The organism is Natronomonas sp. (assembly GCF_036625485.1).
GTDB lineage: Archaea > Halobacteriota > Halobacteria > Halobacteriales > Haloarculaceae > Natronomonas.
Window position 1 is genome coordinate 1 of the sequence record NZ_JAZKTR010000041.1, and the last position, 17,386, is coordinate 17,386.

Below are 17,386 nucleotides of genomic sequence, written 5' to 3' on the forward strand. Positions count from 1 at the left end.
TTTTGGTCGGTCGATTCGTCGACGTCGGTATTCTCGTCGCTCGGGGCCTCATCGCTGGACTCCCCGCTGTTCGGGTCCTCGTCGCTTGAGGCTTCGCCGTCCGGCGTCGAAGCGGGCTTCTCGGGTTCCGGTTCGTCCTCGGGCGCATCGGCCGTCGACACCTCCCCGTCGGTATCGGGGGTCTCCGGCGGGTTGGATTCCTCCTCGGGTTCACCGGTACCTTCGCTTTCCCCGTCAGACTCGGGGCTGTCGTCGTCGTTACTGTCGGGGCTGTCGTCGTCGCTGTCGTTCTCACGGTCGTCGTCGTTTCCTCGACCGCGGTCGGGATCGCTGGAGGGTTTCCGGCAGGGTCGTCGGGTCCGGAATGGGTTCCGGTCTCCGCCGTCGCCCGCGTGTCTGCACTGTTCGGCGAAGAACGCAAGCGTCAACGACGCCTCCGAGCCGGCGACCGACGTATCGACCTCCGCCGGGAGGCTCGCCCGCAGTTCGAACCGCACGGGCGAATCGACGGCCGTACACCCGCTCCCGCCGTCGACGCGCGTTCCGGTGTGGAGCCGGCGACGGACTTCGGAGAGGCGTCCGGAAACCTCTGTTCCGTCGCTCCCGCGCAGTTCGATTTCGAGTGCGTCCTCGAGTGCCGTCCCCTCGGGACAGTCCGTGGCCATCCACACCCGTGCCGGGTTCTGCCGGACGGTCACCCGGAAGGAGATGCTCCGTTCGTCTCCGCGGTCGAGCCCGTCGAAACGGAAGGAGACGCCGTCGGCGGTGTTCGCACACGATTCGGAGCCGTCACACTCGATGTCGAGGGCGAGCCCGCTGGCTCGCGTGCGGCCGTCGAAGTCGCTCCGGTCGCTGAACAGCGCGTAGGTCCCGGCGCCGCTTGCTGCCCCGGCGACGCCGATGCCGCCGAGGCCGGCGAGAAGTTCCCGCCGGGATAGTTCGGGGTCAGTCATCCTGACTCTCCATCGCGAACGGGTTCTCCGGGAACGAGGGCTCGACAGCACGGAACTCCAGGTCGAAACCGGCAGCCGTCCCTTGTAATTCGTTGCCCGCATCCGTCGGGAGTGCCCACGAGAACGCGAGACAGAGCCGTTCACCAGCCGGGAGGACGCTGTTGTCGAGCAGTCCCGGGTCGATCTGGTGGCCCCGAGCGAGAACGCCGGGAGAGCCGAGCGTGCCGTCGACGATGCGGTCGAAGCCGCTACCGCCTTCGGCGCCCCGACAGCCGTGGATGCCGAAGATGCCGGTGTCGTACCACGCCGTCAGCTGAACCGCATCCGCAAGCGGTGTCGAGGTCCCCTCGGCGGTCCGCAACCGCATCCAGACGCGAGCATCGCTCGACTCCGCGAACAGGCCGACACTGAGGGTCCCGCTGTCCCCCGGCAGCACGTTCGAGGCGTCGATAGCGGGTCGGTCGCTGAGAACGGCCTCGATGCCGTCGGCGTAGTCCTCCTCGTCGCCGTGGCGCCACTCGTCGTCGTCGTTCGTCGGGGTCCCGGACAACAGTTCGCCGTTGTAGGTGCTGTACCACGCGATGCGGATATTCGGTCCCGACGGTTCGTCCGTCTGCGCGTACGTGTAGTGGGTGTACCTGCGCTCCGAGCCGGCAGGCAACACGTCGCCGAACCGCAGGAATCCATAGGTCCCGGCTCCGACAGCGCCGACGCTCGCGAGGACGCGTCGGCGGGTCGGGTCCGGGTACTTCTTCTGTGTCATGATGGTGGCTACCCCGGAGCGGACGGAAGACGAGGTGCCGAAACGGTGTATCCTCCGCTGCTCGGTTGCTGTTTCTCGGGACGACGCCAGGGGGGTTATCCATGCACCGCCTACCGGACCAGTAGGAGGGGCCGGATGGTCGCTTCCGGCGACGGTAGGCGGTGTCTGCCGTCCTCGAATCGGCCGTTAGCAGCCGGTGGCGTCGTGGCGACGGCTCATCGACGATTCCCGGACGATAGAACGAGTCTGTGAGGCATCCGATGTGCCCCGTACTACGATTCGCGGTCGTTCGGCTCGATGCGGCCTCAGGCCGCGTCGATCTCGGCCTCCTCGTGGCGTTCCTCTTCAGCCGTCGGGTCGTCGCTGTCGATGCCGCGTTTGATCTCGTCTTCCAGTTCCTGTCGGCCGCGCTTGAACTCTCCCATCGCCTGCCCGCTCGAACGTGCGAGGTCGGGGAGCTTGTTCGCGCCGAACAGGAGTACGGCGATAAAGAGGATAATCAACAGTTCGGGGCCTCCCGGGAGGCCGAACTGTAGCGGTAGGGTGTGTATCATCGCAAAGGGTCGTTGGACGGGAACGGGTATAGGTAAGTAGCGGCTACCGTTGCCCGCAGAACGACGGACTCCTCCTCGAACGGCACTCTACAACGGACCGTAGCAGGATTTCACCATCCGGAACTGCCCTGAGACTCACCGTTAGTACAGCGAGCGAACAGATATGTCGGTAGTAGTTATCCACCAGGGGGGCTTCCCTTCGAGCGGACGTCACTCGTCTTCCGGTTCAGCCACTGCTGAACCCAACTTGAAAGGTCCGTCGGATGGCTCCGAGAGCGTAACAGGCGGAGGACGTGACGTTCTCCGCTTCGGAACATGGATGGCTTGCGAACGACGAGAGGGTACTGGCCCGCTTCGTCGGTGCGGTCGGCCGCGATGGCCCGTATCACGTCGATCAGAATCTCACGTAGTCGTTTGTTCTCGACCTCGCAGTAATCGAGGATGTACTCGTAGTCTTTCTGCTTGTCGAGCCGATAGACGATCACCTCCGAGTCCTCGTATCGGATCTCACAGGTGCGGTCAAATCGGTCGACTCTGGCCTCTAACTCGCGCTGTAACTGGGCGAATTCCCCGCGGACCGTGACCATCGGGGACGCGTCGTCCTGACCGAATCCCTTGTGCGACTGAATCCGAGTTTTGAGTATCTCATCCGGGAGGATGTCCGTTGCATCACCTCCTTTCGATGCCCTCGACTGATCGACCTCTCTGACGTCGGGTCTCTCTGTGGCCCCCGCGTTCGTCGAGGTATCGCTCCGTGTCTCCGGCAGGTGTACAATGTCCATAGTGGATTGGTAACACTATACATGATAATAATTGTAACTCACGACCCCCGGTACCGGAGACGAATCTCGGCCGGAACTCAAGAAATTGAACACTAAACAGCTCTACTTGCCGAACCGAGCGTTCCATATTTATACATCCATCCGCCGAAAAATCGTGTTACCGACTACGGGTGAAACGTGTTCAGTCGGACTGCGATTCGTCGTCGCTGAAGGGGTTCTGTGGGTCGGGGTTGTGGCGGCACTGCTCGGCGTAGAACGACAGGTCGAAACTGACGCTGTCGCCCTGAACCTCGTTGCCGACATCGGTCGGCAGGCACCACTCGAAGCCGATGAACTGGGTGTTCGACGGCTGGAAGCAGACCGGGACGTCCTCCGGGGGTTCCTCCGGCGGGACGACGTCGTAGCAGAAACTGACGTGGCTGACGCCGTATCGGTCCTCGTCGGTTCTGAGCGGTGCGCCCAGTCCCTCGCCGGCGTCCGCGGTGAGGTAGCCGTCCCCGCCGTCAGGCCGCCGGCAGACGTTCGCCGCCGAGCCGCCTTTCACGATGACGGCGGTGGCCTCGAACCCCTCGAGCTCGAAGTCGAACTCGCGGACGTCGCCGCCATCGACCTCGGTCACCGTGATGGTCACGTCACCGACGGGCGTCGCGTACGTCTCCGAGTCGCCGACGGTCGTCGGGAGGTCCTCGGATTCGATCTTGATGGCACGGAACAGTCCGTAGTCGAAACAGGTCGGATTCCCCGGGACGACCTCACAGTCGTCGTGCGTGAGCGTGATGCCGTCGAGTTCGGGCGAGTCACCCGGTTCGGGAACGCCCAGGTCATCGTCGGGGTCGTAGGCGAGCAGTACGCCCTCCTGTAACGCGCCGAGGACTTCCCTGAGCGTGCCGCCGATGATGGGCGTCTCTCCCACCTGGAAGACGTTGTCGCCGTCGTCGTACCAGGCGCGTGCCTGTATCAGGTCGGCGAGTTCCGCACCACTGCTCTCAGGATGGTCGCCGTCTCCCTCGTCGGTCAGCTCGCCGTGGAGCCAGATGTAGCCGGGGTTGTCACAGAGCTTGATGCCGAAGGTGAGTTCGCCGCAGTCGCCCGGTTTCACGTCGTCGAGTTCGATGAGGCTCTCGTCGTTCGGGTCGAACGACGGCTCATCGAAGGTGGCTATCTCGGCGCAGGTGAACGCGAGGTTCCGCCCCGCTTCGGCGGCCGCCTCGGGGTCGTCGTAGGCGTCCGGGTCGACGTACGCGTGGACGCCGTCTTCGCGTTCGAACGACTGGAGGCCGTCGCCGTCGTGGTCCGGATACGCGTTCACGAACGGGCGCTCGGCGTCGCCGTAGTCGCCGGGTCGGGACGACTGCGGGCCGCCGTGGTAGAGCTGCTGCCACGTGACGCTGAGGTCGAGTTGGCCGGCCGTGAGGGTGTTGCCCTCGAACGTTTCGCGGTCGCTGAAGTAGGCGGTCGTGCCGAGTCCTGCCCCCGCGGAGGCGACCCCGACGGCGCCGATGCCGGCGAGGATCTTCCGCCGCGAGAGTTCGATGTCGTTGGTTTTGTCGGTCATCTGTTTATGTATCCCCGTAGGGAACTCCCACCGGCGGAGTCGAACCGCCGCGTCCGGCCGGCGAAGATGCCGACCGGCGATACACCGGTATGGGACGAAGGTAACCGGCCGTCACCGGAGACCGGGTTACGGTCAGGCTGCTGTCTGCTCCGGTCCGGAACCGTCGTTGTGCCGCTCCTGCTCGGTGTAGAAGCCGAGATCGAAGCTGAGCGTGTCGCCCTGGATCTCGTTGCCGACCTCGAACGGAACTTCCCACGAGAGCGCGACACAGTGCATCACGCCGTTCCCGCGGAACGCCTCGCGGTCGGGGTCGTCGGCCGGATCTTCGAGTTCGTCGTAGATCGTGGCACGGTTGCCGTCGAGCGGGATACCGTTGCCGTCGGCCAGCTCTGCGAGGACGTTGCCGAGCGAGTCCTGCATGATGACCTTCTCCCCGACGGTCTGCGCCGCGAGGCTACCGAACACACTCGGGATGTCGAGCGGGTCGTCGACGTCGTTGAAGAACGTCGCGTCCCCGCCAGAACCGCCCGCCGGGCCGGCCATCGCCTGCAGCACGCTGGCGCTGCCGTCGACGTTGATCGTGTAGACGTCGGTCGCGGGGGACGGCGAGGCCGCCCGCGCGTCGTCCGCGGCGTCGGTCGGCGACGAGAACTGCGTGCTGCCGGTGCCGTTGAACGACTCGCCGTCCGAGAGGACGATGTTCCGTTTGTCCGCGCCGCTGCGGCCGTTCGCGTCGAGTTCGGCCTGGGCGTCGTCGACGCCCTCGCCGATGTAGGTGCCCGTGGCGATGCCGCTCGCGTTCGAGAACGGGTCCGGGTCGCCGTCGCCGTCGAACGGGGTCGAGCCCGGGCCGCCGCTCACGACGTTGGCGAGCTTCTGACGCAGGTCCGAAAGCGCCGCATCGACGACCGAGAGGTCGGTCGTCATCGACTGTAGGATGCCGGTCCGGGGTTCGGTGTCGTCGCTGCCCTCGCCGTCGAAATAGGCGACGCCGACCTTGGCGTCCGAGTTCTGTGACTGCAGGTAGTCGACGAACTGACGGGTGCCGAGTTCCACGAGGTCTATCTTCGTCGTCTCGTCGTAGGTGGTGCCGCCGATACTGATGTCGTCATCGCTGACGACGCCGCCGTACTGGTCGTACAGCATAGAGCCGGAGAAGTCCAGCGTCAGCATGATATCGACCGGCTCCGCGGGGTCGTAGACGTTGTCGCAGTCCTCGTCGTACCACAGGGTGGCCTGGATGGCGTCGCCGAGGTCACCGAGGTTGTCGGGGTCGACGACCAGTTCGGGCTCGGTGGCGGCGCCGCCCGCGTCGGTGACGTTGTCGGCCTGCATCCAGATGTAGCCGGGGTTGTCACAGAGGTGCAGCGAGAAGGTGATCTCGCCGGAGTCGCCGGGTTTCACGTCGGTGAGTTGCACCAGCGTCTCCATCTCTTCGCCCGTCACGGGATCGGTGCCGAAGTCCGCCTCCGACAGCGGCGGGATGTTCTCGCAGTCCAGCACCGGGATGTTCGCGCCGTTGCTATCCTCGTCTTCCTCGTCCGGGAAGTCGCTGTACCGGAGTTGGCCGGCGTCGTTGTCGGCGGCGATCGATTGCTCACCGTCGCCGTCGTGGTCGGGGTGGGCACTGACGAAGGTGTGGCCCTCGCCGAAGTCGTAGGTCTGTTGCCAGTCGACGAGCAGGTCGAGCTGGCCGGCGGTGAGCGTATTGCTCTCGAACGTTTCGCGGTCGCTGAAGTACGCGGTCGTGCCGAGGCCAGCACCCGCGCTCGCGACGCCGACGGCGCCGAGGCCAGCGAGGACGCGACGGCGCGAGAGTGCCATCGGGTTGTTGTCGTCTGTCATGATTGTGTGTCCCCGATTGGGGAATCCCACCGGCGGAGTCGAACCGCCATCGGCCACCGTCGAAGGTCCGTGTGGGAAAGAGCGGCGTCGCCGCTCGTCGTGGTTCGGGTGTGTCAGACGTCGATGCGGAAGCCCAGCCCCTCGCGTGCGGGCGTACTCGTCCAGGCCATCGTGACCATCCCGGAGACGACGTCGCCTTCCTGCAGCGTCGCCCCTTCGAGCATGATGTAGTTGGTCTCGGAGCTGCCGGCGGCCGTCACCGAGTCAGGGCCCGACGGCACCGAGCCGTTGACGCGGACGTCCTCGACGGCGATGCTGGCGTCGGCGGTCCGGGACTTGGCCGTCACGCCGATGCCGTTGGCGACGGGAATCGGCGCGTTCGCGACGGTGACCTCGGAGCCATCCACGTTCCACTTCGCGTCACCGCCGTCGATGGTAAGCGAGAAGGGGACCGCTTGCCCGTTGGGCCACGCGTAGTTCTCGGTACCGCTGTGGACGGGCGTGTCGTCGGGCAGCCGGATGTCCAACTCGCGGTTGGCCGCGCCGCCGCCGTCGCCGTAGATGCCGCGGGCGTGCCAGCTGGGTTCGGCCAGTTCCGCTTCGCCCTTCGCGAAGCTCTCGCCCTCGCGGCTCGTGACGCAGGGGTTGGTCAGGCCGTCGTTGTGACGGGCCTGTTCGGCGTAGAAGGACAGGTCGAACGCCACGGAGTCGGTCTGGATCTCGTTGCCGACCTCGGTCGGGACCTCCCAGTGGATGCAGAGGCAGGTCTCAGCGGCGTTGATATCGTCGTCGACGAACGGCTGGTCGACGCCCTCGAAGGGATCGCGCTCGATGCCGGCATCGGGGTCGCCGCTGCCGTCCAGCGGGACGCCGTTCCGGAGCGCCAGCAGAACATCCCGCAGGGAGCCGGAGACGATGTCGTCGCTGACGACGAGGTCGGTTTCTCCGTCCACGTCTTCTTCGTAGCAGTACGCGAGGCCGGCCACCATCGCGTCGGCGAGTTCGCCCGCGCCTTCACCGGGGTCGCCGCCGGTGGCGTCGACGGCCGCCTCGGGTTCGGTCTGACCGTTCTCGTCGTTCGCGGTCAGCTCGCCGCACATCCACATGTAGGCGGGGTTGTCGACGATGGAGAAACACAGCTTGCCGAACCCGGAGTCACCGGGCTTGAGGTCATCGACCTCGATGCTGAGGGGTTCGCCCTCTCCTCCGCCGACGACATTCCCATCGACGAACGTTCCCGGGGGCGTCTGATACTGCGCGTAGTCGCCCTGGTCCTCGGAGTAGTCGACGTGGACGAACAGGTCCAGCTCACCCGCAGTGAGGGTGTTCCCGACGAAGTTCTCCTCGTCGTTGAAGTACGCGGTCGTGCCGAGGCCGGCGCCTGCGGAGGCGAGTCCGATGGCCCCGAGGCCGCCGAGCATCTTGCGCCGCGAGAGTCCGATTTGGTTGTTGTCGTCAGTCATGGTTGTATATCCCCAGAGGGGAGTCCCACCGGCGGAGTCGAACCGCCTCGTCGGCCGCCCTTTTCAGGGTTCGGGTGGGGGAGAGCGGCGTCGCCGCTCGTGGTCTGTCAGCTAGTCGTCCGTCGGGGTCGGCGTCGGCGTCGCGAAGGGGTTCTCCGGCTCGTCGTTGTGCCGCGACTGTTCGGCGTAGAACCCGACATCGAACATCACGGAGTCCGTCTGGACCTCGTTGCCGACGTCGGTCGGGAGACACCACTCGAAGCCGATACACTGGGTCAGCCCGCCGGCGAACGGGGCACGCTCCTCGGTGGCGCGGTTGCCGTCGAGGGCGATGCCCTCCTCGAGTGTCGCCATTGCATCGGCGAGGCTGCCTTCGAAGATGATCGTCTCGCCCTGAGTGATCGTCTCGGCGACCTGCCCGAAGATCTGTTCGATGGCAGCGTCGTCCGTGCCGAAGAACACGTAATCCTCCGGCGGCTCGCTGGCGAGGTCTTCCAGATCGGAGAAGCTCGCGCCACCGACGCCGATGGCGTATATCTCGGTCCCGGCCCCCTTCGCGGCGCTACCGTCGGTGTTGATATCGCCGTCGCCGAAGACGACCATCACGCTCTCGTCGGGGGGACAGTTCTCGAGTTCGGCCTGACCTGCGTCCACGCCGGACTGTGCGTTCGTCCCGCCGGTAGCGACCAGCCCGTCGATCGCGGCCTCGACGGCCGCAAGGTCGTCGGTCAGCGGCTGTGGCGTGGTAGCGCTGGTACTGAACCGCGTGACGCCGACGCGGTTGTCGGGGTTCGCGCCGAGGATGGTCTGTGCGAGCTGTTTCGCACCGCTCTTGGTGTTGGCGAGTCGGGTACCGCTCATCGAACCGGACGTGTCGATGACCAGTTGGACACACACCGCGTCCCCCTCCTGACCGGCGTCGCCATCCAGAACGTTGTTGCAGTTCTCGTCGTACCACATCGTCACCTCGACGGCGTCGGCCAACTGGCCGCCCATCTCGGTGTCGTTGCCGTCGAAGTCGAACTCATCGCCGAGGGCTTCCATCTCCGGGTCCGCGTAGCCGTTCTGGGCGTTCTCGGTGAGCTCGCCGTTCATCCACACCCACGAGGGATTGTCGCAGATGTGGAGGCTGATGGTCACTTCACCGCAATCGCCCGGTTTGACGTCGTCCAGTACGAACACCGGAATCTCGTCGCCGTTTACCAGACCGACCTCCGGCGCACAGAAGTCCCGCGATTGGACCTCGTCTACCCAGTCGAGTTCGCCGACATTCGGAACTTCGCCGATGAGGTAGACGCCGTCCTCCTCCTCGACGACGTCGAAGGGTTCACCGGGGCCGTCCTCGCTGTACCATCCGTCGATCTCCTCGAGTCGACCGGGCCCGCCCGCGTAGGTCGCCCTGTAGTCGAGCTTGAGGTCGAGTTCGCCTGCGGTCAGATTGTTCCCGACGAAGTTCTCCTCGTCGTTGAAGTACGCGGTCGTGCCGAGGCCGGCGCCCGCGGAGGCCAGCCCGACGGCGCCGAGGCCGCCGAGGATCTTGCGCCGCGAGAGTTCGATGTCGTTCGTTTTGTCTGTCATGGTCTTGCTCCCGAACGCACCGGACGACGCCGGCTGGGACGGTATCCCGGTTCGGTTGCTCGATGCCACGACAGCTACCGGTGTAGTTACGAACTACCACCCGCCATTCGAACGTCGGCATAGGGGATTTCCGAGGCCGTCAAACGCGACGTTCGAGGGTTGTAGGCACTCACAGCCGGTCGTATCCGTAGTGCCTACCGCCGAGAACGGTGACTCCTAACGCAGGATTAAGCCCGTTTGTGACAGCAAGCCGATATGGATGGGACGTCAATCCGTCTCCGGTATGCGGCGAGTACTCACGCCCCCGTTTCGCGTGTGTACGTTCAATGGTGTTTCGAGCCCAGGCCCTTCCCGAGGCGGTGATACACGAGATTCTCGCCAACCCGCGCAGGCGGGAGACGCTCCGATATCTGACCGACGCCGCGGCCGGGCGGACGGTCTCGTTGCGGGACCTCTCGGCGTCGATAGCGACCCACGAGACCGGCCGAAATCCCCCGCCGCGTGCGGTCCGCGAGAGCGTCTACAACTCGCTTCACCAGACGCATCTCCCGAAACTCGACGAACTCGGGATTATCGACTACGACCGCGAGGCCCGAGCGGTCAGTCTGCGGCCGAACGCCCGCGCGGTCGACCGGTACATGGCCGTCGACACGATGTACGGCTTCTCCTGGAGCGAGTACTACAGCACCCTCGGCGTCGTCGGCCTCGTCGCGGTCGTGGCCTCGCTTGCGGACGTCCCGCTCGTCAGTGCCGTCGACCCGCTCCTTCTGGCCAGCGGGTTCCTCGTCGCCTTCGCGCTCTCGTTGAGCTATCAGCTGTGGTCCATCCGCTGGTATCTCCGTCGCGTGTTCGGTTGACCGCGTTTTTGGGCGGTCGTCGGCGTACGGCGTTTTCCGCCGACCTGCCCTGAGGTCGTTGCTCGGGCGGCCGAGCCAGCTTTTCACGATTGTGGCACTCGTCCGGTGAGCGCGGTTCATCGGCGGGGAACGGAGAAAGGTGAGTGTTTTCGTCGGTCGGTTCGCTGCCCGCCCACCCGGACTACGCGAGGGTCTCGAGCGTCCGGGGGTCGACGTCGATCTCGAAGAGGCGAGCGTTACAGCCCGCACAACTCGAGGCGACGACGTCGCGGTCGTGACAGCAGGAGCTGACGACCCGATGTCCTAACGTCACGTCACCGCCGCAGGTCGGACACCGTTCGACGAACAGCCGAAGCGCTCCAAGGAGTTCGGCCTGAACGGCGAGCGGACGGCGCTCCCAAGTGGGATCGAATCGTGGGAGGACGTCTGCCGCAGCGACGTCCGCGAGACTGGCGGCGCGTGACTCCCAGTTCGCGACGACTTCGTCGTCGTACCACGCCACGAAGGCATGCGGTCCGTCGACCAGTTCGAGACGGTCGGGGTCGAAACCGCCGAGGTCGGCGAGTCCCGATCGGATGTTTTCGGCGATAACGCGGTCGTTACGACCGATGGCGTCGACCGCTTCGCTCCATGCCGTCTCGAAGGCCGGATCCAGCGACAGGTCGGCGCCTTCGTCGACGACCAGTCCGGTCGAACGGAGTTCCGCCTCCGGATCGACCGATATCGTCGCCCCCTCGTCGGCCTTTCCGAACAACCGTAACAGGCGCGCCGGGAGATAGCGCCTCGTCAGCGTCGGCGTCCCCGGAACCAGATAGCCGTTGACGTAGATGACCGCAAGTCCGAGGACGAAGACGGCGATGCCCGTCTCGACGGCCCACGGGACGCCGAGGACGGCCCCGGTGGCGGCGACGGCGACGGCGAGGGCTCCGTCGAGGACCATATTGAGTGCGGTACACGGAAGGCAGCGATTCACACCGGTGTATTCCGGGCGCTTCCACCTCGACAGAAGAGTGTACGAACGCATTACACGTGTCATTCGACCGTGACTGGGGTAGTTACGACTCTCCTACCGCTGATAGGTTTCCCGTTCTTCGGGATGTGAGGGCCTCGCCACCGCCGGAAAGCTCGGCCATACTGTCGGTTGAGTCAGCATACCAGCCTATTGGTAATTCATTTAAATTTGAAGATATGTATATACGTTGGCCAATCGTATCGATACTCGAGAGAGGATGGGGAACATGGAACAAACAGCCACTCGTGTGGAGAGAGAGGAGTCGGTGGGCGCTTCGGAATCGTCGTCGACGGACCGTATTCACGAGATCCTGTCGAATCCGCGGCGAAGACAGGCTATCAGGTATCTTCGGGCACAGCCGGATGGGTCCGAGGTGTCGATTCGAGACCTCTCCGAACGGATCGCCGCCTGGGAGAACGACACGACCATCGAGGGAGTGACGTACAAACAACGCAAACGCGTGTACACGTCGCTGTATCAGTCGCACCTCCCGAAACTCAGCAGGTACGGATTCATCGAGTACGATCAGGACCGGGGGCTGATAACGCTGACAACAGAGGGTTCGGAACTGGACGTGTACCTCGAGGTCGTTCCGAAAGGTGACCTTCCATGGAGTGACTTCTGGCTCGGGCTCTCGGTGGTTGCCTTCGCGTTCGTCGTCGCGGCGTGGACGGGTGCCCTCCCGTATATCGACGGCCTCGGGGTCGGATTCCTGCTTTCGACGACGTTCCTCCTCGCTTCAGCGGTGCACGTGGCGTACACGCGCCGCAACAGATTGTTCGACTGAGGCCGGTCCGGGGGAGGCACTACCACATATTTAACCTTATATGTCCTTGTATGGGGTAAATCTACCATTAGTCTTTGAGGGGAAACCTCTTATCCCGCTATCGGGCATGAAACGGTAATGCCAGAGCGAACCGACTCTTCTGCGAGGACGGCCGGCCTCGCGGACCCCGACGACTACCGAGCCAACTGTGGGGTAGGCGTCGTCATGGACCTCGACGGCGGCCGGTCCCACGAGACGGTCGAGGACAGCCTCGAACTACTCGAAAACCTCGAACACCGCGGCACCACCGGTGCCGACGAGAACACCGGCGACGGTGCGGGCATCCTCTTTCAGATGCCTCACGAGTTCTTCGCCGACGAGATCGACGACCTCCCTGACCGCGGCGAGTACGCGGTCGGCTCGATCTTCATGCCGCAGAACTCCGACGCGGCGGCCCACCTGCAGGACCTCGTCGAGGACGTACTGGCCGACCACGGCCTCGAGGTCTTCGCGTGGCGTGAAGTCCCGACGAACAACGACCCCCTCGGCGAGACGGCCGCCGAATCCGAACCCGCTATCGTCCAGTGTTTCGTCCGCTCGGACCTCGATTCGGACGCCTTCGACCGCGCGCTCTACGTCGGCCGGCGTGACCTCGAAACGACCGTCGAGGACCGCCGTCCCGACGGCTCCGCTCGCTTCTACATCTGCTCGCTGGACCGCGACACGCTCGTTTATAAGGGTCTGCTGACCGCCGAACAACTGCCGGCCTACTACCCGGACCTCTCCGACGAACGCTTCACGTCGACCTTCGCGATGGTCCACGCCCGCTTCTCGACGAACACCCTCGGCGCGTGGCATCTCGCCCACCCCTATCGGAACATCATCCACAACGGCGAGTTCAACACGATTCAGGGGAACATCAACTGGATGCGCGCACGCGAGGACGACCTCGAACACCCCGAGTTCGGCGACGACATCGACACCCTCCGGCCGATCATCAACGACCCCGAGCAGTCCGACACCGCGAGCGTCGACAACGCGCTGGAACTCCTGATGGAGGGTGGCCGCGACATGCCGCACGCCCTCCGGATGCTCATCCCCGAGGCGTGGCGCGGCGAGGCCAACCGCGTCCCCCAGGACCGCCGCGAGTGGTACGACTACCACGCCTCGCTCGTCGAACCGTGGGACGGCCCCGCCCTCGTCGCGGCGACCGACGGCGAACGCGTCGGCGCCGTACTGGACCGCAACGGCCTGCGGCCCTGCCGGTACGACGTGACGACCGACGACAAACTCATCATGGCCAGCGAGGCCGGCGCGCTCGAACCGGACTTCGGCGACATCAAGCGCCGCGACCGCCTCCAGCCCGGCCAGCTCTTCGTCGCCGACCCCAACGAGGGCCGCGTCATCCCCGACGAGGAGATCTTCGACGAACTCGTCGACGAGAAGTACGCCGACTGGGTCGACCAAGAGCAGGTCTCCATCGACGACATCGCCGACACCGAGGACGCCCTGCCGGAGGGAGACGTCTCGAAACTCCGCTCCCATCAGGCGCTGTACGGGTACACCCACGACGAGATGGACCACCTCATCGAGCCGATGGCCCGCGACGGCAAGGACCCCGTCGGGTCGATGGGCGACGACACGCCGCTGTCCGTCCTCTCGCAGTTCAACCGCCCGCTCTTCACGTACTTCAAACAGCTCTTCGCACAGGTCACCAATCCGCCGCTGGACTACATCCGCGAGGAACTGGTAACCTCCTTGGAATCCCGACTCGGTTTCCAGCGCAACTTGCTCGACGAGACGCCGGAACACGCCCGGCAACTCGTCGTCGATTCGCCGGTCCTGACGGACGCGAAGGCGAAATCGATCAAGGACCTCGACGGCGACGGCGGGCTCTCCTCGGCGGTCGTCGACATAACGTTCGACCCCGAGACGGACCTCGAGACCGCCGTCGAGAACGTCCGCGAGGAAGCCACGCAGGCTGCACAGGAACACGATATCCTCGTGCTTTCGGACCGGGCGGCCGGCGCCGACGCCATCCCCATTCCGGCGCTTCTGGCGACCGGCGGCGTCCACCACCACCTCGTCCGCAACGGCCTCCGGAACCACGTCGGACTCGTCCTCGAATCGGGCGACCCGCGTGCAGTCCACCACGTCGCCACCTGCATCGGTTACGGTGCCGGCGCGGTCAACCCCTATCTCGCCTACGAGTCCATCACGGACCTCGTCGCCGGCCCGGACGGCGCCGACGAGAACGCGGCCGTCCAGGCCTACATCAAGGCCGTCGAGGACGGCCTGCTGAAGACGATGGCCAAGATGGGCATCTCGACGGTCGAATCCTATCAGGGCGCCCAGATCTTCGAGGCGGTCGGCCTTGATTCGGAGTTCGTCGCCGAATACTTCGAGGGCACCACCGCCCGGACGGAAGGCATCGACATCGAGGATATCGAGGATGACCTCCGCCGCCGATACGAGGTCGCCTTCGGCGACGAACCGGACCTCGAACTGCAGGGCGAGTACGAACACCGCTCTTCGGGGATGTTCCACGAGTGGAACCCCCAGTCGGTCGGCACTCTCCAGAAGGCCGTCCGACAAGGCGACTACGAGCAGTATCAGGAGTTCGCCTCGATGATGAACGACCAGCAGGAGAACCTCCAGACCCTGCGGGGCCTGCTGGAGTTCGATTCGGACCGGGACCCGGTCGACATCGACGAGGTCGAACCCGTCGAGGACATCGTCAAGCGCTTCTCGACGGCCGCGATGAGTCTCGGCAGCCTCTCGCCGGAAGCCCACGAGAACAACTGCATCGCGATGAACCGCCTCGGCGCCAAATCCAACACCGGCGAGGGTGGCGAACCGCCCGAGCGGTTCAACACCGAAAAGGAGTGTAGCGTCAAGCAGGTCGCGTCCGGCCGCTTCGGCGTTACGAGCGATTACCTCACGAACGCCGACGAGATCCAGATCAAGATGGCGCAGGGCTCCAAGCCGGGCGAAGGTGGTCACCTGCCGGGCCGGAAGGTCAACGAGATGATCGCCCACGTCCGTTACTCCACGCCGGGCGTCGGTCTCATCTCGCCGCCGCCGCTGCACGACATCTACTCCATCGAGGACCTCAAGCAACTCATCCACGACCTGAAGGCCGCCAACCCCGATGCGGACATCAACGTGAAACTGGTCTCGGAGGCCGGCATCGGCACCATCGCCGCCGGTGTCGCGAAGGCCAACGCCGACGTAGTACACATCTCCGGGCATTCGGGCGGGACCGGCGCCTCGCCGAAAACCTCAATCAAGAACGCCGGCCTGCCGTGGGAACTCGGCCTCGCCGAGGCCAACCAGATGCTCCGCTCGACGGACCTGCGCTCCCGTATCCGCGTCACCGTCGACGGCGGCATGAAGACTGGCTACGACGTCGCCGTCGGCGCCCTGCTCGGCGCCGAGGAGTACGTCTTCGGGACCGCACCGCTGGTCACCTCCGGGTGTGTGATGGCTCGACAGTGCCACGAGAACACTTGCCCGGTCGGCGTCGCCACGCAGGACGAGGACCTCCGGAGCCGCTTCCCCGGCGAGCCTCAGCACGTCATCAACTACATGACGTTCATCGCCCAGGAACTCCGCGAGATCATGGCCGACCTCGGCTACACGAACGTCGAGGAGATGGTCGGTCGCCCCCACGTCCTCAAACAGCGCGAGGACATCGAACAGGAGAAGGCCAGGAAACTCGACCTCTCCTCGATTCTCGCCGAACCCGCCGGCGACCAGCGTACCAAGACCGAACCGCAGACCCACGAGATCGACCAGGCGCTGGACTGGGACCTCATCGACGAGGCCGAAGACGCCATCGAGCACGGCGAACCCGTCCATCTGGACCGCGACATCTCGAACAACAACCGAGCGGTCGGCGCGACGCTCTCGAACCGCATCTCGAAGGCTCACGGCACCGAGGGCCTTCCCGCCGACACCATCACCGTCGACTTCGGCGGCACGGCCGGCCAGAGTTTCGGCGCCTTCCTGCAGGACGGCGTCACCCTCCAGTTGACCGGCACCGCCAACGACTACGTCGGCAAAGGCCTCTCAGGCGGCAAACTCGTCGTGAACACGCCGAACGACGCTCCCTACGAACCCGAGAAGAACATCCTCATCGGCAACGTCGCCCTCTACGGCGCGACGCAGGGTGAGGCCTACATCAACGGCAAGGCCGGCGAGCGCTTCGCCGTCCGCAACTCCGGCGTCAAGGCCGTCGTCGAATCGGTCGGCGACCACGGCTGTGAGTACATGACCGGCGGCGTCGTCGCCTGCCTCGGCCAGACCGGCAAGAACTTCGCCGCGGGCATGTCCGGCGGCGTCGCCTACGTCCTCGACCGCGAGGGCGACTTCGAGCAGAAGGTCAACTACGGCATGGTTTCGACCTCGCAGGAACTCGACCAGAAGGACCGCGAGATGCTCCGCCGGATGGTCGAGAACCACGTCGCCTACACCGACTCGGACCGCGCCGAGTACATCCTCGACAACTGGGACGAGGAAGTCGAGAGGTTCGTCAAGGTGCTCCCCGACGCCTACGCGGAGATTATCGCCGAACGCGAGGATGCCGACGTCCGCAACGACCTCCCCGAAAGCGCGACGCCCGATGCCCGGACCGACGCGGCCGGGCACGTCGCCAGCGACGACTGACAACCACTTTTTGCACGCTCCGGCGGTTCGGCGCGCTGCGCGCCGAACACGCCTCCGCGGCAAAAACGTGGGGAAAATATGCGCGCGTACTCCTTCCGGCGGCCTCCGGCCGCCTCCAGTCCGTGCGCGCTACGGCGCCTCACTTCGTTCGGCGCCGGGAACCGCCTCGGGGCCGCTTTTCAAGCACCCCGCTCGGCGGATGCTAGCTCGAGTTATTGTATCAGTCCGTCTCAATTTGATTCTTGCTTTGGCTGCCTAAACCGAGTTCGCGCGCTGACTCTCTCGACAAATACAGAGTGATGTCCGCGAGCGCCCGCAGGGCGCGAGCGGTTCACCGCACGACCGGAGGGAGCGCGGGACCAAGGCCCGACCATAGGGAGGGCCGCCGTGTCTTTTTCATCGAAGTTTTTGCACGGTCTTGTCAGAACCTTTTGTAGGGGTTCGGGTTACCTCGGCGTGTGAGTCTCACGCATGAGTAAGGACCCATTCGACGGGTCGCCGGTTTCTCGCCGGCGATTCATGGAGCTATCGGCAGCGACCGGCGCGGCGCTGACACTTCCCGCGAACGCGACGGCGGATGCGAGTGCGCC

Annotated in this window: 12 protein-coding genes and 1 pseudogene; 4 read left to right on the forward strand and 9 right to left on the reverse strand. The window is 65.2% G+C overall.

Going from position 1 to position 17,386, the window contains the following annotated elements:
- The 8 genes and pseudogenes from V5A53_RS06005 to V5A53_RS06040 all read right to left on the reverse strand — a co-directional run.
- Window positions 1–953, reverse strand: a pseudogene (locus tag V5A53_RS06005) (hypothetical protein); the annotation flags it as partial.
- Complete coding sequence (locus V5A53_RS06010) at window positions 946–1,716, reverse strand: hypothetical protein (RefSeq protein WP_332312672.1); 771 nt, start codon at window positions 1,714–1,716, stop codon at window positions 946–948. The pseudogene V5A53_RS06005 and the gene V5A53_RS06010, both read right to left, overlap by 8 nt.
- A 305-nt stretch (window positions 1,717–2,021) precedes the next feature.
- Window positions 2,022–2,270 (reverse strand): Sec-independent protein translocase subunit TatA/TatB, encoded by a 249-nt coding sequence (locus V5A53_RS06015; protein WP_332312673.1) that lies wholly within the window; start codon window positions 2,268–2,270, stop codon window positions 2,022–2,024.
- A gap of 176 nt (window positions 2,271–2,446) precedes the next feature.
- Complete coding sequence (locus V5A53_RS06020) at window positions 2,447–3,052, reverse strand: hypothetical protein (RefSeq protein WP_332312674.1); 606 nt, start codon at window positions 3,050–3,052, stop codon at window positions 2,447–2,449.
- Between the two features lie 181 nt (window positions 3,053–3,233).
- Window positions 3,234–4,607 (reverse strand): SipW-dependent-type signal peptide-containing protein, encoded by a 1,374-nt coding sequence (locus V5A53_RS06025; RefSeq protein WP_332312675.1) that lies wholly within the window; start codon window positions 4,605–4,607, stop codon window positions 3,234–3,236.
- Between the two features lie 132 nt (window positions 4,608–4,739).
- Window positions 4,740–6,452 (reverse strand): SipW-dependent-type signal peptide-containing protein, encoded by a 1,713-nt coding sequence (locus V5A53_RS06030; RefSeq protein ID WP_332312676.1) that lies wholly within the window; start codon window positions 6,450–6,452, stop codon window positions 4,740–4,742.
- A 113-nt stretch (window positions 6,453–6,565) separates the two neighbouring features.
- Window positions 6,566–7,915, reverse strand: a complete 1,350-nt coding sequence (locus V5A53_RS06035) for a choice-of-anchor W domain-containing protein (RefSeq protein WP_332312677.1) — start codon at window positions 7,913–7,915, stop codon at window positions 6,566–6,568.
- A gap of 111 nt (window positions 7,916–8,026) precedes the next feature.
- Window positions 8,027–9,493 carry a vWA domain-containing protein gene (locus V5A53_RS06040; RefSeq protein WP_332312678.1) on the reverse strand — a complete coding sequence of 489 codons (1,467 nt, stop codon included), beginning with the start codon at window positions 9,491–9,493 and terminating at the stop codon, window positions 8,027–8,029.
- A 326-nt stretch (window positions 9,494–9,819) separates the two neighbouring features.
- Here V5A53_RS06040 and V5A53_RS06045 point away from each other — a divergent pair, with 326 nt between their 5' ends.
- Window positions 9,820–10,350 carry a DUF7344 domain-containing protein gene (locus tag V5A53_RS06045; protein WP_332312679.1) on the forward strand — a complete coding sequence of 177 codons (531 nt, stop codon included), beginning with the start codon at window positions 9,820–9,822 and terminating at the stop codon, window positions 10,348–10,350.
- Between the two features lie 181 nt (window positions 10,351–10,531).
- Here V5A53_RS06045 and V5A53_RS06050 read toward each other — a convergent pair whose 3' ends face one another.
- Window positions 10,532–11,290, reverse strand: coding sequence for a hypothetical protein (locus tag V5A53_RS06050; RefSeq protein WP_332312680.1), 759 nt, complete (start codon window positions 11,288–11,290; stop codon window positions 10,532–10,534).
- Between the two features lie 289 nt (window positions 11,291–11,579).
- Here V5A53_RS06050 and V5A53_RS06055 point away from each other — a divergent pair, with 289 nt between their 5' ends.
- The 3 genes from V5A53_RS06055 to V5A53_RS14570 form a co-directional block, all read left to right on the forward strand.
- Window positions 11,580–12,149, forward strand: a complete 570-nt coding sequence (locus V5A53_RS06055) for a DUF7344 domain-containing protein (RefSeq protein ID WP_332312681.1) — start codon at window positions 11,580–11,582, stop codon at window positions 12,147–12,149.
- A 117-nt stretch (window positions 12,150–12,266) separates the two neighbouring features.
- Complete coding sequence (gene gltB, locus V5A53_RS06060) at window positions 12,267–16,796, forward strand: glutamate synthase large subunit (protein ID WP_332312682.1); 4,530 nt, start codon at window positions 12,267–12,269, stop codon at window positions 16,794–16,796.
- Window positions 16,797–17,267: 471 nt separating this feature from the next.
- Window positions 17,268–17,386, forward strand: a 119-nt coding sequence (locus V5A53_RS14570) for a twin-arginine translocation signal domain-containing protein (protein WP_442928679.1), incomplete at its 3' end; no start/stop codon positions are given.